General features: G+C 68.6%; 15 protein-coding genes. 8 read left to right on the forward strand and 7 right to left on the reverse strand.

Going from position 1 to position 12,509, the window contains the following annotated elements; translation table 11 throughout:
* Positions 1–6: 6 nt before the first annotated feature.
* The 3 genes from AC1VNX_RS03395 to AC1VNX_RS03405 all read right to left on the reverse strand — a co-directional run bounded on the left by AC1VNX_RS03395 (position 7) and on the right by AC1VNX_RS03405 (position 2,288).
* Positions 7–1,125 (reverse strand): DUF2855 family protein, encoded by a 1,119-nt coding sequence (locus AC1VNX_RS03395; protein ID WP_483155470.1) that lies wholly within the window; start codon positions 1,123–1,125, stop codon positions 7–9.
* A 161-nt stretch (positions 1,126–1,286) separates the two neighbouring features.
* Positions 1,287–1,712 carry an organic hydroperoxide resistance protein gene (locus tag AC1VNX_RS03400; RefSeq protein WP_093058675.1) on the reverse strand — a complete coding sequence of 142 codons (426 nt, stop codon included), beginning with the start codon at positions 1,710–1,712 and terminating at the stop codon, positions 1,287–1,289.
* A gap of 120 nt (positions 1,713–1,832) precedes the next feature.
* On the reverse strand, positions 1,833–2,288 hold the full coding sequence (locus AC1VNX_RS03405; protein ID WP_295981273.1) for a MarR family winged helix-turn-helix transcriptional regulator: 456 nt from the start codon (positions 2,286–2,288) through the stop codon (positions 1,833–1,835).
* A gap of 163 nt (positions 2,289–2,451) precedes the next feature.
* On the opposite strand from AC1VNX_RS03405, the gene AC1VNX_RS03410 reads away from it, so the two are divergent.
* The gene (locus AC1VNX_RS03410) at positions 2,452–3,507 is read left to right on the forward strand and encodes a MerR family transcriptional regulator (protein WP_483155471.1); all 1,056 of its coding nucleotides are present in this window, start codon (positions 2,452–2,454) and stop codon (positions 3,505–3,507) included.
* Here the strand turns inward: AC1VNX_RS03410 and AC1VNX_RS03415 are convergent.
* Positions 3,497–4,324 (reverse strand): ABC transporter permease, encoded by an 828-nt coding sequence (locus tag AC1VNX_RS03415; RefSeq protein WP_483155472.1) that lies wholly within the window; start codon positions 4,322–4,324, stop codon positions 3,497–3,499. The two genes, AC1VNX_RS03410 and AC1VNX_RS03415, sit on opposite strands and share 11 nt — an antisense overlap.
* A 3-nt stretch (positions 4,325–4,327) precedes the next feature.
* Positions 4,328–5,317, reverse strand: coding sequence for an ATP-binding cassette domain-containing protein (locus tag AC1VNX_RS03420; protein ID WP_483155473.1), 990 nt, complete (start codon positions 5,315–5,317; stop codon positions 4,328–4,330).
* Between the two features lie 26 nt (positions 5,318–5,343).
* Here AC1VNX_RS03420 and AC1VNX_RS03425 point away from each other — a divergent pair, with 26 nt between their 5' ends.
* The 4 genes from AC1VNX_RS03425 (at position 5,344) to AC1VNX_RS03440 (ending at position 7,868) form a co-directional block, all read left to right on the forward strand.
* Positions 5,344–5,664, forward strand: a complete 321-nt coding sequence (locus tag AC1VNX_RS03425) for a hypothetical protein (RefSeq protein ID WP_483155474.1) — start codon at positions 5,344–5,346, stop codon at positions 5,662–5,664.
* Between the two features lie 88 nt (positions 5,665–5,752).
* Positions 5,753–6,595 carry a hypothetical protein gene (locus tag AC1VNX_RS03430; RefSeq protein ID WP_483155475.1) on the forward strand — a complete coding sequence of 281 codons (843 nt, stop codon included), beginning with the start codon at positions 5,753–5,755 and terminating at the stop codon, positions 6,593–6,595.
* A gap of 68 nt (positions 6,596–6,663) precedes the next feature.
* Positions 6,664–7,290: a hypothetical protein gene (locus AC1VNX_RS03435; protein WP_483155476.1), complete on the forward strand. Its 627-nt coding sequence runs from the start codon at positions 6,664–6,666 to the stop codon at positions 7,288–7,290.
* A complete protein-coding gene (locus AC1VNX_RS03440) occupies positions 7,287–7,868 on the forward strand; it encodes a hypothetical protein (RefSeq protein WP_483155477.1) in 582 nt (193 codons plus the stop codon). Before AC1VNX_RS03435 ends, AC1VNX_RS03440 begins: the two co-directional genes overlap by 4 nt.
* A 21-nt stretch (positions 7,869–7,889) precedes the next feature.
* Here AC1VNX_RS03440 and AC1VNX_RS03445 read toward each other — a convergent pair whose 3' ends face one another.
* Positions 7,890–8,780 (reverse strand): LysR family transcriptional regulator, encoded by an 891-nt coding sequence (locus AC1VNX_RS03445; protein WP_483155478.1) that lies wholly within the window; start codon positions 8,778–8,780, stop codon positions 7,890–7,892.
* Between the two features lie 116 nt (positions 8,781–8,896).
* On the opposite strand from AC1VNX_RS03445, the gene AC1VNX_RS03450 reads away from it, so the two are divergent.
* Positions 8,897–9,562, forward strand: a complete 666-nt coding sequence (locus AC1VNX_RS03450) for a glutathione S-transferase family protein (RefSeq protein WP_483155479.1) — start codon at positions 8,897–8,899, stop codon at positions 9,560–9,562.
* On the forward strand, positions 9,559–10,551 hold the full coding sequence (locus AC1VNX_RS03455; protein WP_483155480.1) for a flavin-nucleotide-binding protein: 993 nt from the start codon (positions 9,559–9,561) through the stop codon (positions 10,549–10,551). Before AC1VNX_RS03450 ends, AC1VNX_RS03455 begins: the two co-directional genes overlap by 4 nt.
* On the opposite strand, the gene AC1VNX_RS03460 is transcribed toward AC1VNX_RS03455, so the two are convergent.
* On the reverse strand, positions 10,509–11,660 hold the full coding sequence (locus AC1VNX_RS03460; RefSeq protein ID WP_483161868.1) for a cytochrome P450: 1,152 nt from the start codon (positions 11,658–11,660) through the stop codon (positions 10,509–10,511). The genes AC1VNX_RS03455 and AC1VNX_RS03460 overlap by 43 nt on opposite strands.
* A 112-nt stretch (positions 11,661–11,772) precedes the next feature.
* Here AC1VNX_RS03460 and AC1VNX_RS03465 point away from each other — a divergent pair, with 112 nt between their 5' ends.
* Positions 11,773–12,468, forward strand: coding sequence for an ArsR/SmtB family transcription factor (locus AC1VNX_RS03465; protein ID WP_483155481.1), 696 nt, complete (start codon positions 11,773–11,775; stop codon positions 12,466–12,468).
* Positions 12,469–12,509: the final 41 nt, after the last annotated feature.

The following is a 12,509-nucleotide window of genomic DNA, read 5'->3' on the forward strand; positions in this document are numbered from 1 at the left end:
CTGGCGTCAGCCTGCGATGGGCTGCCTGTAAAGGGACAGGATGTGGCCGGTGCGCGGATCGCCCTTGCCCGCCAGCACCTGCGCGTAGGCCGCCTGCACCGCCTCGCCGCCGTTGTGGTGCTCGGCATGCAGCCAGGGCGCCTTCGCGTCGGTGACGGTGGTCATGAAGTCGTGCCAGGCGGCGACCATGCGGCGCCCGAACTCCTCAGGGCCCCATTCGGAGGTGCGCTTCTTGATCTGCGCCGGCGCGAAGAACAGCGTGGCGCGCGGGCCCGCCAGGTCCTTGCCCGCGCCCTTGGACGCGAGCTGCTCGACGTGGGTGCCGCCGATGGAGCTGCTGTACTTCAGGTTGGCGAAGCGCGCGTGGATGGCGTTGCGCAGCGCGCCGTTGCCGGCGAAGTCGACGTACACGCAGGGCGTGTCGGCCGCGATGCTGTCGAGCGCGTCGTAGGTCACCACGCGGTCGTAGCAGCCGAGGCTTTCGCAGAAGGCCACGTTGGCGGGCGAGGTCAGGCCGATCACCTCGATGCCATCGCGCTTGTGCAGCTGGAAGGCGGTGCCGTAGGCCGTCTTGCTCGATGCGCTGGACAGCAGCATGGTGTTGGCGCCGAAGAAGTCGTTGTCGGCCATGAAGTCGTCGATCAGCCACGAGGTGATGAACAGCGGGCGCAGCAGCGCCTGGATGTCCTCGGTGCCGGCCGTGTAGAGCGGGTCGCTCGCGCAGCGGAAGTACTGGTTGTAGACCGCGGGCAACTCGGCGCGGTGCGGCGCCATGTCGGTGAAGCGCTCGGGCGAGAGCCGCCCGGGGCTCAGCACCGCGCCTGAGGCCATCGGCCAGTAGCCGTAGAGCCGCTCGCCCACCGGCACGCCCGGGTGCAGCGACTGCACCACGCGCGCGAAGCCCCAAACGGGGATGCTGCCCCAGCCCTCTTCGCCGCTCGGGAAGAACTGCCAGTAGCTCATCGCGTCGCCGAAGGCGGCGTACGTGATGTTGTTGGAGGTGAGCGCGAAGCTGTCGATGCGCACGCGCACCTGGCCGTCGGCGAGGGCTTCGTCGGCGGTGGCGGTATGAAGTCGCGTGGTGGAAAGCTGGTCTTTTCGGATGAGGAGGCTGGTGGTGCTCATGAGCGTGGCTCCTGGCGGTTGTGGTGTGCGCCTACGTTAGCCAAGCTTGATGAAAGGCGCCATCGCGCGGCGGCTTTCGGCGTCACCCGTGAGACATCGGCGGGCATGAAAAAGCGGCCCGGCTTGTGGCCGGACCGCTTGTTCGCGTGTGCTCGGGGAGCTTAGGCGATGGTGAGTTCGACGTCGATGTTGCCGCGGGTTGCGTTCGAGTACGGGCAGACCTGGTGAGCCGTGTCGACCAGCTTCTGCTTGGCATCTGCATCGAGGCCGGGCAGCGTGATCGCCAGCTTCACGGCGATGCCGTAGGCGGCGCCGCCGTTCGTCGGGCCGAGGGAAACGCTGGAGTCGATGGCGACGTCTTCAGGCACCTTCACGCCGATCTTCGGGCCGACGGCCTTCATCGCGCCGATGAAGCAGGCGGCATAGCCGACCGCGAACAGCTGCTCGGGGTTGGTACCGGGCTTGCCGGAACCGGGCGAGCTCAGCTTGACGTCGATGGCGCCGTCGCTGGACTTGCCTGCGCCGTCACGGCCGCCGACCGTGTGGGCTTCTGCGGTGTAGAGCACTTTGTCGAGCTTGGTGGTCATGGTGATTCCTTTGGTGGTGATGAAGTTGAAGGGAGGGTGGTGAAAAGGCTTCGTCCTCTCCCCTTGCGGGATCGATCGAAGCGGGAGAAAAATAAATGCGCGCGTGCTTTCGCCGCTGTGTCAGGCTGCCTTCCTGATGCGGTCGCGCAGGGTCTGGATCTGCTGGGTGAGCGAAACCAGCTCGGGCACCGAGCACTCGGCGGCCGCCATCAGGCAGGCCGGCACGTTGGAGGCGCGGCTCTTGAGCCTGCGGCCCGCGGCCGTCAGCGTGATGTGCACGCGGCGCTCGTCGGCCACGTCGCGCACTCGGGCCACGTAGCCGTTGGCTTCCAGGCGCTTGAGCAGCGGCGTGAGCGTGCCCGAGTCGAGCGAGAGCCGCTCGCCGAGCTCGGAGACCATGAGACCGTCCTGCTCCCAGAGGGCGAGCATCACGAGGTATTGGGGGTAGGTGAGCTGCAGCTTCTCGAGCACCGGCTTGTACAGCCGGGTCATGGCCAGCGAAGCGGAATAGACGGCGAAACACAGCTGGTTGTCCAGCTTGAGCATTTCGTCGGCGTTGATGGCGGTGGAGCGCATGGGCCGAATTGTAGCGAGCAATTAGATTGTGTGCAATGTAATTTGAAAGTGTTGGTGTCGCGATGAGGGCAGGACACATAAAACCCGGTTTTCGTGTCCGCCTGTTGACCTGGACCCAGGGGCAGCCCTTAAAAAGGAAGACTCGTCGAAAAAGGTTCTCATCGTGCGATCCAACACCAGATACCTAAACCCGTCCGAAGCCGCAAGGCGGCTCGGCGTGTCAGCCAAGGCCCTGCGGGTTTACGAGCAGCGCGGGCTGGTGGAGCCCGAGCGGACCGCGGCAGGCTGGCGTGCCTATGGCCCCGAACAGATGGCTCGCGCCGCCGGAATCGTCGCCCTTCGCGCGCTCGGCTTCAGCCTCGCTCAGGTGGGTCGGGTGCTGCAAGGCGACCCGCAGGGGCTGGAGCAGACATTGGCGGCTCATCAGGCGGCGTTGGAGGCGCAGTTGCATGGGCTTGCAGCAACGGTCGCGAAGATCCGCAGCCTGCGAAGCGATCTGCTGCAGGGCCGGACACCGACCATCGGCGAGCTCGCGGACCTGCGTGCACCAGCCTCCGAGGTCCGTGTCGCGTTCGAGCTTCCCTGGCCTTGGGGCGGCGAGCTTTTCGAGCTGCGCGACATCCGCGCGCTGAACTACATCATCGGCCCGCTCGGCAGCGGCAAGACACGGCTTGCGTACAGCCTTGCCGAGGCGCTGCCCGACGCTGTCTTCCTGGGATTGCAGAGGCTTGAAGAAGTCGAGGTGGCAACAGCAAAGGCAAGACTGCATGCCGACCACCGGTTGAAGTCGAGAGTGGACGAGGCCATGGCCTGGCTTGCGGAGGATGGCGCCACGCCATCGGACGCATTGTTGGTGCTGCTTTCCGACCTCGAAGCCGAAGGCCCGGCCACACTCATGGTGGACATGATCGAACAAGGCCTCGACCAGCCCACACAGGAAGCCCTGATCGCCTGGCTGCGCCGAAGAGGCCCCGGCGTGCGGCCGATCTTCATGCTCACCCGCTCCCGCGCGATCCTCGACCTGTCCGCCGTGGGCCCTGACGAAACCATCATCCTCTGTCCCGCCAACCACAGCCCGCCGATACAGGTCGCGCCATATCCCGGCGCACCCGGCTACGAAGCAGTGACCACCTGTCTCGCCTCGCCCGACGTGCGGGCCCGAACAGCGGGAGTCATCGCGTGGCGGCCGCCGAGCCGCCTTGAGCCCGCTACGCCCTGAACCTCTTGCGCGTCAACGCCAGCGCAATCCAGAACGCCACCACCGCATACACCACCAGCACCATCGCGTGCACCCACCAGCCGGCCGGCCACTGGTCCATGAAAAGCGGCCTCACCAGCGCCACCGCATTCGTCAGCGGCAGCCACGCAGCCACCGCCTGAACAGCAGTGGGCAGCTGCTCCAGCGGAAAGAACACGCCGCTCAGGAACATCATCGGCGTCATGAACAGCGTGAAGTAGTAGGTGAAGAAGTCGTAGCCCTTGGCCAGCGCGTTGAAGATCAGCGCGATCGACGAGAAGGTGATACCCGCGCCGATCAGCACCATCCACGCGACGAAGAGCTTCGGGCTGTGGCTGATGCCCAGGCCCAGCATCACGAAGAGGATGGCCGTCACGGTGAAGATCGACTTGAACGCCGCCCAGAGCATCTCCGCCAGAACGATGTCGTCGAGGCCCACTGGCGCGTTCATGATGCCGTCCCAGGTCTTCTGCACGTGCATGCGCGAGAAGGCCGAGTACAGCGCCTCGAAGCTCGCCGCATTCATCGCGCTCATGCAGATCGAGCCGCTCGCGAGGAACAGGATGTAGGGCACCTTCACGCCGTCGACCGACACCTGCCCGACCAGCGCGCCCATGCCGTAGCCGAAGGCCACGAGCCAGATCAGCGGCTCGGCGATGTTGCCGATCAGGCTCGGTATGGCGAGCTTGCGCCACACCAGCAGGTTGCGCAGGAACACGGGCCACCAGCGCAGCGAGAGCTCGGGCGGGCGCCACGGCGATGGAGAGGGTGGGGCTGTCGTTGCAGTCGTCGTGTTCATGGTTCAACCGTCCTCGCGGATCTGGCGGCCGGTCAGCTTGAGGAACAGGTCTTCAAGGTTGGCCGGCCTATGGAATGTGCGCAGCCCGCCGTGTCGCGTCAGCGCATCGAGCAGCCGCCGTGCGTCCTGCGTGTAGAAGAACACCGTCTCGCCGCTGACTTCCACGCGCGCCGCCATCGCCTTCAGCTCGGCCGATTCGGCCAGTGTCAGCGCGCCGTTGCCGTACACCTCGACCACGTCGGGCTCCAGGTGCTCGGCGATCAGGTCGCGCGGGCGGCCCTCGGCGATCTTGCGGCCGTGGTCCAGCACCAGCAGGCGCGAGCACAGGCGCTCGGCCTCGTCCATGAAGTGCGTGGTCAGCAGGATCGACTTGCCCTGCTGCAGCAGCACCTGCAGCCGCTCCCACATCAGGTGCCGCGCCTGCGGGTCGAGGCCGGTTGTCGGCTCGTCGAGCAGCAGCAGCTTCGGGTCGTTGACCAGCGCGCGCGCCAGCGAGAGCCGTCGCCGCATGCCGCCCGAGAGCTCGCCCGGCTTCGCATCGGCCTTGTGCGAGAGCGCCGCGAACTCCAGCAGCTGCGGCACGCGTGCGCGCACCTGCGCCTTGCTGAAACCGAAGTAGCGGCCGTACACCACGAGGTTCTCGGCGCAGCTGAAATCGGGGTCCAGCGTGTCGAACTGCGACACCACGCCCAGCTGCGCCTTGATGGCCAGCGCGTCGCGCGGCATCTGCAGCCCGAGTGCGGAGATCTCGCCGCCGTCGGGCGCGGTGAGGCCCAGGCACATGCGGATGGTGGTGGTCTTGCCGGCGCCGTTCGGGCCGATCACGCCCAGGCACTCGCCGGGCGCGATCTCGAACGACAGGTCGTTCACGACCGTGGTGTCGCCATAGCGCTTGTGCAGATGGCTGGCGTGGAAGAGGGGAGGCGGGGCGGAGGAAGAGGGTGTAGGCGGCACGCGGCCATTCTGACGCAGCCGGGCGCGAGGCGTGCCCATCGCTTCAATCGATGGACAATCCGCCGATGTCCAGAGCAATTTCATGGTGCGTGTTGTACCTGGCCGCGTTGGCGGCGCAGTCCGTGGCGGCGGCGCCCGCCGATGGCAAGCGGTGCGAGGAGCTTCATGCGGTCGCGAATGCGAGCCCTGGCTTCGTTCCGCGCTACGGCGCCGTCGTGGTCGGCACCGGCCGGGTCAGTCTCTACACCGCACCCGACGCGGGCTGCGACAGCGGCAAGTTCCTGATCCCGAAGGACCGCGTCACCGTCTACACGCCGTACAAGGAATGGGTTCAGGTCATGTTCATCCACCCGAAGACCGGCGAGGACACCATGGGCCCTCGATAACCCGGGTCGGAGCGCGCTCCCGGCGGCCCCACAATCTCTGCTCCATCAACGGATGAATGTCTGGCATTGCACGGGGGGAGGCCCAAGGATGCTGCGTTTCTGGTTGGCGCTGGCGGCGGTGTCGCTGCTCGGCGCCTGCGCACCTTTTCACCGGCCCCTGGCGGCCGCGGACCGCAACAAGGTCCAGGAAGTCGACCTGCGCGTCGTCGTCGCGCAGGAGAGCTTCATGTTCTCCGCGCAGTCGCCCGGCGTGAGCGCCGCCACGGGCGGTGGGCTGATTGGCGCGCTCATCGATTCGTCTGTGCAGCAGTCGCGCCAGAAAGAGATGAGCGCCGAGGTGCAGTCCATCGTCGGCCCGCTGCTCGACTACGACTACCGCACCGAGGCGGCCCGGGCGCTCGAGGCGCAGCTCGGCGAGCCGTCCTCGTTCCCGCTGAAGATCCGCTCCTCGCAGGTGCTCGCGGCCATGCCGATCAAGTCCGAGCACGAGGCCCGCATCGCCGCCACGAAGAATGGCCCAGCCTACATGGTGCTGCTGCTGCAGTACGCGCTGGAGCCCGGCCTGGGCGCCTTCACCACGCGCACCTCGGCCCTGCTCTGGCAGGACGGCAGGAGCGAGCCCAGCTACCGCGCCGCCGCCATCTTCCAGACGCCCGTGGGCGGTGTCGCGCGCGCCACCGTCATCCGGCGCCTCACGGCCGACGACGGGCAGGTGCTGCGCGGCATGATGCGCGAGTCGATGGCGCAGACGCTGCATGCGGTGGCGCTGGACATCGCCGGCGCGCGCTCGGGCGCGGTGAAGACCGCGCGCTTCAACGTCAATGGCTCGTGGGTGACGGTGGCCGGCCAGAGCTTCGACGAGCGGCCGGGCCGCGTGCTGTTCCGCGATCAGGACGGTGCTCTCTACTCGGTCAGGAGCGCAGCGCCATGAAGCCGCTACGCCACGCCTGGAGGCCGGCCGCTCTCTGCGCCCTGTGCGCCCTGTGCATGCTAGGCGTCATGCCAAGCATCTCGCACGCGCTCACCGAGACCGAGCCGCTTCCCATGGTCTACGAGCCCGCCCCCGAGCCCACCGAACGGCCCAACAGCACGCCCGCCCCGGTGCTGCGCGTGGCGAGCGGCTGCACGCTGTACCTGCCGAAGATCGACGACATGCGCCTGAACAAGGCCAACGTCGGCAACCTGACCCTCATGATGCCGACGCTGCACGCCACGCCGGTGGCGGTGCAGTCCATCCAGGGCGGCGGCGATGCCGGCGCGTGGACGCGTGGCGCGCTGCAGTCCGCGAGCCGCTATGGCCTGCAGGTCGTGAACGCCGCGCCGCCCGCATTCGGCAACGCGCGGCAGGTCACGGCCGACGTGGCGCTGCGTCTCGCGCATTCGTGGTCGGCCGGCCTGAACCTCGTCTCCCACGTCGTGCTGCAGGCCACCTACCGCACGCCCGGCGCCGAGGCAGTCGTGCGCCAGTACCACGGCATGGGCACTCGCACCAACTGGGCCAATGGCAACGGCGAATTCATGTCGGTGCTGAACCTCGGCATGGAAGAAGCGGTGCGCGGCATGGTCGCCGACACGGCCGCGCTGTGCGATGGCAAGCCTCTGCCCGCGAGGGCGCCGGCGCCGTGAACACGATCCCGAAGCAACTCAAGAGCAGGCTCGAACTGCACCTGACCTGCGGCGCGATGCACGCCGCGCAGATCCCGTCCTTCGTCGAAGTCTGCGAGCAGGTCGGGCTCAAGCCGCTGCTGATCGACCTCGCCCACGGCGAGCAGAAGCAGCAGCCCATGGCCACCACCTGGCTGCGCGGCGACCTGGCCGAGGCGAAAGCCGAGGCGGTGGCGCTGGCGCAGTGGCTGGCGCGTGCCGGCATGGCTGTGCTGCGCGTGAAGGTCGAGGCACCCCTGGAGGACCACGAGGGCCTGGGTCGGCCGGGCCAGTACTTCAGATGGCACGGCGAGCTGCGGTTGCGCGACGCCTCGGCGTTGCAGCAGCTGTGCGAAGAGCATGGCGCGCGGCTTTCGCGCGATGACATCGGCGATGAACCCGACATTCACGTCGTGACGCTGCGCAGCCATGAGCCGCTGGCCGGCTTCAAGGCGCGTGTCGCTGCCTTGGCCGCGCACCTGGAGCGCGAAGGCTGGCCGTTGATGAAGCAGCACTCGCAGATATGCCTGCACGACAGTTTGCTGCAGGCCGCCGCATGACGGCGCGGCCGCTGCTGCCGCTCAAAGCCTGAGCCCGTCGAACTCCATCTTCATCCACTCGATGAACGCCCGCGTGCGTGCCGGCAGCAGCCGGGCATTCGGATAGATCACGCTCACAGGCCGAGGCGGCGGCTCGAAGTCTTCGAGCACCAGCTTGAGCCGCCCCTGCGCCACGTGGGGCATCACCTGGTACGAGAAGAAGGTGCCGAAGCCCATGCCCGCCGCGCACGATTCGATGGCGGGTGCGAGGTGGTTGAACTCCAATCGGTTGTCGGGCGTCACGCTGATCACCTTGCCGCTTTCGTAGAACTGCCATTGCGTGGGCGCATCGACGCGCCCGCGCACGCAGGGCGCGCCGTTCAGTTCGCGCGGGTGCGCCGGCGTGCCGTGCCGCGCGAGGAATTCGGGGCTTGCGACCAGCACGCGTCGGATGGTGCCCATGGTCTGCGCGACGAGCGATGAATCTTCCAGCGGGCTGATGCGGATGCCTACGTCGATGCCTTCTTCCAGCAGGCTTACCGTGCGGTCGTACAGCCGCACGCTGCAGCGCACTTTTTCATAGCGCTTCATGAAGCGCACGATGGCGGGCGCCACGTACATGTGGCCGAAGAGCACCGGGGCGGTGATGGTGAGCTGGCCCGCGGGCTCGCGCGCCTCGGCCTTGAGCGCGAGGTCGGCGGCGTCGGCCGCGAGCAGCACCTCGCGCGCGCTGGGCAGGTAGCTGCGGCCCTCCTCGGTGAGCGAGAGGCGGCGCGTGGTGCGGTGGAACAGGCGCACGCCCAGGTGCGCCTCCAGCGCGGCGAGCGAGCGCACCACCGCGGGCAGCGATGTGCCCAGCGCCTCGGCGGCGCGAGTCAGGCTGCCCTGGTCGGCAATCTGGACGAAGGTCTGCATGGCCTTGAAGCGATCCATGGGTTGATTAAACCGGAAAACGCAGCAGTCAAATACAGGAAAGGCTATTCATTCGTTCGGCGCAAGAGAGAAGAATCCGGCCCATGCCTCACCTCTTAGCAGAAAAGGAATCGCCCATGACCGCCGTCCGCCCAATTCAGCCGACCCAGCCCATCAAGCTCTACGGCTCCCCCATCTCGGGCCATGTGCACCGCGTGCGCCTGTTCCTCACGATGCTCGGCCTGCCCTTCGAGAGCATCGATCTCGACATGCGCAAGCGCGAGAACCGCACGCCGGAGTTCCTGGCGCGCAACCCCTTCGGGCAGGTGCCGGTGATCGAGGACGGCGACCTGACGCTGGCCGATTCCAACGCCATCCTGGTCTATCTCAATGAGCGCTATTCGCCCGATCCGTCGCGCTGGATGCCGCGCGACGCGGTCGGCGCGGCCCGCGTGCAGCGCTGGTTCTCGGTGGCGGCCGGGCCGCTGGCTCATGGCCCGGCGGCCGCGCGGATCATGGTGCTGTTCGGCCACACGACCGATCCGACCGACACGGTGAAGCGCTCGCACGCGCTGCTCTCGGTGATGGAAACGCATCTGCAGCAGCAGGCTTTCCTGGCGGGGCCCGCCGCCACGCTGGCCGACATCGCGAACTACGCCTACGTGGCGCACGCGCCCGAAGGCAGCGTTTCGCTCGACGGCTATCCGAAGGTGCGGGACTGGCTGGCGCGCGTGGAGGCCCTGCCGGGCTTCGTGCCGATGGTGCGCTCGCGCGTCGGACTCGCCGCGGAGGCCGGCTCATGATCGCCGCGCCCTTCCATGCCGGCGAGCGCGCGCTGCAGGCGCTGGCGGGTTCGCGCGAGCAGATGGAGGTCGCCGGCCCGCGCGTCATCCGCGACTACATGCCCGACCAGCATCGCGAGTTCTTCTCGCTGCTGCCGTTCATCGTGGCCGGCAGCCTCGACGCCGACCTGCAGCCCTGGGCCAGCGTGCTCGCCGGGCCCACCGGCTTCGTGCACTCGCCCGATGCCACGCACCTGCGCGTCGATGCGCTGCCCACGGCGAGCGATCCGCTCATCGGCCAGCTGAAGCAGGGCGCCACGCTGGGCCTGCTCGGCATCCAGCCTCAGACACGGCGGCGCAACCGCATGAACGGCACGGTGGAGGCGCTCGATGCAGCGGGTTTCACCGTCGCGGTGCAGCAGAGTTTCGGCAACTGCCCGCGCTACATCCAGGCGCGCGAGCCGGAGTTCGTCGCGCCGCGCGGCGGCGATGCGGCGCCCGCGCAATGGCTGGACAAGCTGGACCTCGCGGCGCATCGCCTCATCGGCAGCGCCGACACGCTGTTCATCGCCACCGCGTACCCGGACGAGACCGCGACGGGTGACGAGGCCGATGCGAGCTCGCATGGCGTCGACGTGTCGCACCGCGGCGGTCGTCCGGGCTTCGTGCGCATCGATGGCGACGACATGCTCGTGCTGCCGGATTTCAACGGCAACCGCTTCTTCAACACGCTGGGCAACCTGGCCGTGCATCCGCGCGCGGGGCTGCTGCTCGTCGATTTCGACAGCGGCGACCTGCTGCACGTGGCGGCCACCGCCGAGATCGTGTGGAACGGCCCCGAGGTCGACGCGTTCGAAGGCGCCGAGCGGCTGGTGCGCTTTCACGTCACGCACGCGCTGCGCCGGCCGGGCGCGCTGCCGCTGCGCTGGGGCGATGCGCAGCTGTCGCCGCATCTCGCGGGCACCGGTCAGTGGAATACGGGGATGCGCCCGTTGACCGAGGGCCGGTAGCTCCAGCCACGCAGGCGCTGCGCATCGAGGTCGGGCGCACGCTGCAGCATCAGCGTGTGGAGGCTGGCAGCGGCCAGCGTGCAGGCGAGTGCCTGCCCGGGGCAGGCGTGCATGCCGTGGCCGAAGCCGAGCATGCGGCGGCGCGCGCGCACGGGCATGAAGCGGTCGGGCTCGGGGTTGAACGCCGGGTCGCGATTGGCGGAGGCCAGCAGCACCAGCACCGTGTCGCCCGTGGCCACGGTGGTGCCGGCGATGGTGACGGCTTCGGCGGCGAAGCGCCGCGTGTTGTGCACCGAGGGATCGTGCCGCGCGGTTTCCTCGACGATGGCCTGGAGGCCGTCGCGCGTGCGAGTCGAGGGCCGCAGCGACGGCTCGCGTATGAGTGCGATCAGGCTGTTGCCGACCAACCCGGCCGTGGCGTCGCAGGTCTGCGAGAGCAGACCCGCGAGGTTCGCGAGCAACGAGCGTGACAGGGGCGCATCGCCCGCGCTTTCTGCCAGCACCGCAGCGAGCAGCGTGCCATGCCTCGGCGCGTTGCCGGCTGCCAGGACTTCGAAGCGCGCCATCAGCTCCCCGGCCGCCGTGCTCGCGTGCTGCAGCTGCTCGGGCGTGGAGAGCGGCGACAGGCAGGCCACGAAGTCGCGCATCCACCGGTCCACCTGCGGCAGTGCATCGTCGGCAAAGCCGAGCAGGTGCGCGACGGACTGCACGGGCATCGATAACAGCGTGTCGGAGAGCGGCTGCTGCTGCTGCGGCACGCGCTGCGCGACCTGCAGGGCAGATGCATGCACCGCGTTCAGGTCGAGCCCGGCGAGCGCTCGTTGCAACGCGGGCCTGTGCGCCTGGTGGGCGGCACCGTCGTTCATGCGGACCAGATGGCCGAACACCTCGCCGGCCGGGCTGCCCACGATGGCGCGCGGCACGGGCTCGGCGGCCGGCCGCACGCGCAGGGCGCCGTGTGCCTGCAGTACCTGCTCGACGACATCCGCACGGCTTGCCACCCACAGACGCAGTTTCTCGTCCCACGCGAGCGGCGGTCCGTCGCGGAGGGCGGCGTAGTACGGATAAGGATCGGCGTGCGTGGCGGCCGCGACCGGATCGGCGGGCATGGCGGAAGGCGTAGGGCTCGTGTTCGTCATGGCGCCAGTGTGCGGTCGAAGCTGCCGCCACACTTCGCCCGCGAACGAAGTGTGGCGTGCGCTGCCGTCTTAGGATGGGCACATGGACGACACCCTTTCATCCTCCGCCGACTTCCAGCTCGCTCGCCTGGCCGGCGCGATCGCCGAGCCGGCACGCGCCCGCATGCTGAGTTGCCTGATGGACGGCCACGCACGCACCGCCACCGAACTCGCCACCGTCGCCGAGGTGGCCGCCTCCACCGCCAGCGCGCACCTCGCTCGCCTGAAGGAAGAGCGGCTGGTCGACGTGCTGGTGCAAGGCAAGCACCGCTACTTCCGCCTCGCCAACGACGACGTCGCCTCCGCGCTCGAAAGCCTGATGGTGGTGGCCGGCACACCACGCACGCCCGAGTTCAGGCCCAACACGCCGAGCCGCCTGCGCAGCGCGCGCACCTGCTACGACCACATGGCGGGCACGGCAGGCGTTGCGCTGCACGACCGGCTGCATGCCCAGGGCTGGCTCAGCGGCCTGCACAGCGGCTCGTACGAACTCACGCCCGAAGGCGCGATCGCGCTGGAGAGCCTGGGCGTGGAGATCGACGAGGTGCGCCGCTCGCGCCGGCGCTTCGCCTGTGCCTGCCTCGACTGGAGCGAGCGCCGCCCGCACCTGGGCGGCGCGCTGGGGGCGGCGTGGCTGCAGCTGTCGCTGAAACGGGGATGGGTGCGGCAGGAGCTGGACGGGCGGGCGCTCACGCTGACGCTGAAGGCGCAGCGCGAAATGCCGGAACTCTTCGCATGAAAGAGTGCGGCCGATTCGGCGCAAAGCTTCGTACGGCGCAG

Source organism: Variovorax sp. TLI9-5A (assembly GCF_056867935.1).

Bases quoted from the DNA above. Each gene is read 5' to 3' on its own strand.
- AC1VNX_RS03395 (WP_483155470.1), bottom strand. From the start codon at position 1,125: ATGAGCACCACCAGCCTCCTCATCCGAAAAGACCAGCTTTCCACCACG.
- AC1VNX_RS03400 (WP_093058675.1), bottom strand. From the start codon at position 1,712: ATGACCACCAAGCTCGACAAAGTGCTCTACACCGCAGAAGCCCACACG.
- AC1VNX_RS03405 (WP_295981273.1), bottom strand. From the start codon at position 2,288: ATGCGCTCCACCGCCATCAACGCCGACGAAATGCTCAAGCTGGACAAC.
- AC1VNX_RS03415 (WP_483155472.1), bottom strand. From the start codon at position 4,324: ATGAACACGACGACTGCAACGACAGCCCCACCCTCTCCATCGCCGTGG.
- AC1VNX_RS03420 (WP_483155473.1), bottom strand. From the start codon at position 5,317: ATGGGCACGCCTCGCGCCCGGCTGCGTCAGAATGGCCGCGTGCCGCCT.
- AC1VNX_RS03425 (WP_483155474.1), top strand. From the start codon at position 5,344: ATGTCCAGAGCAATTTCATGGTGCGTGTTGTACCTGGCCGCGTTGGCG.
- AC1VNX_RS03430 (WP_483155475.1), top strand. From the start codon at position 5,753: ATGCTGCGTTTCTGGTTGGCGCTGGCGGCGGTGTCGCTGCTCGGCGCC.
- AC1VNX_RS03435 (WP_483155476.1), top strand. From the start codon at position 6,664: ATGCCAAGCATCTCGCACGCGCTCACCGAGACCGAGCCGCTTCCCATG.
- AC1VNX_RS03445 (WP_483155478.1), bottom strand. From the start codon at position 8,780: ATGGATCGCTTCAAGGCCATGCAGACCTTCGTCCAGATTGCCGACCAG.
- AC1VNX_RS03450 (WP_483155479.1), top strand. From the start codon at position 8,897: ATGACCGCCGTCCGCCCAATTCAGCCGACCCAGCCCATCAAGCTCTAC.
- AC1VNX_RS03455 (WP_483155480.1), top strand. From the start codon at position 9,559: ATGATCGCCGCGCCCTTCCATGCCGGCGAGCGCGCGCTGCAGGCGCTG.
- AC1VNX_RS03460 (WP_483161868.1), bottom strand. From the start codon at position 11,660: ATGCCCGCCGATCCGGTCGCGGCCGCCACGCACGCCGATCCTTATCCG.
- AC1VNX_RS03465 (WP_483155481.1), top strand. From the start codon at position 11,773: ATGGACGACACCCTTTCATCCTCCGCCGACTTCCAGCTCGCTCGCCTG.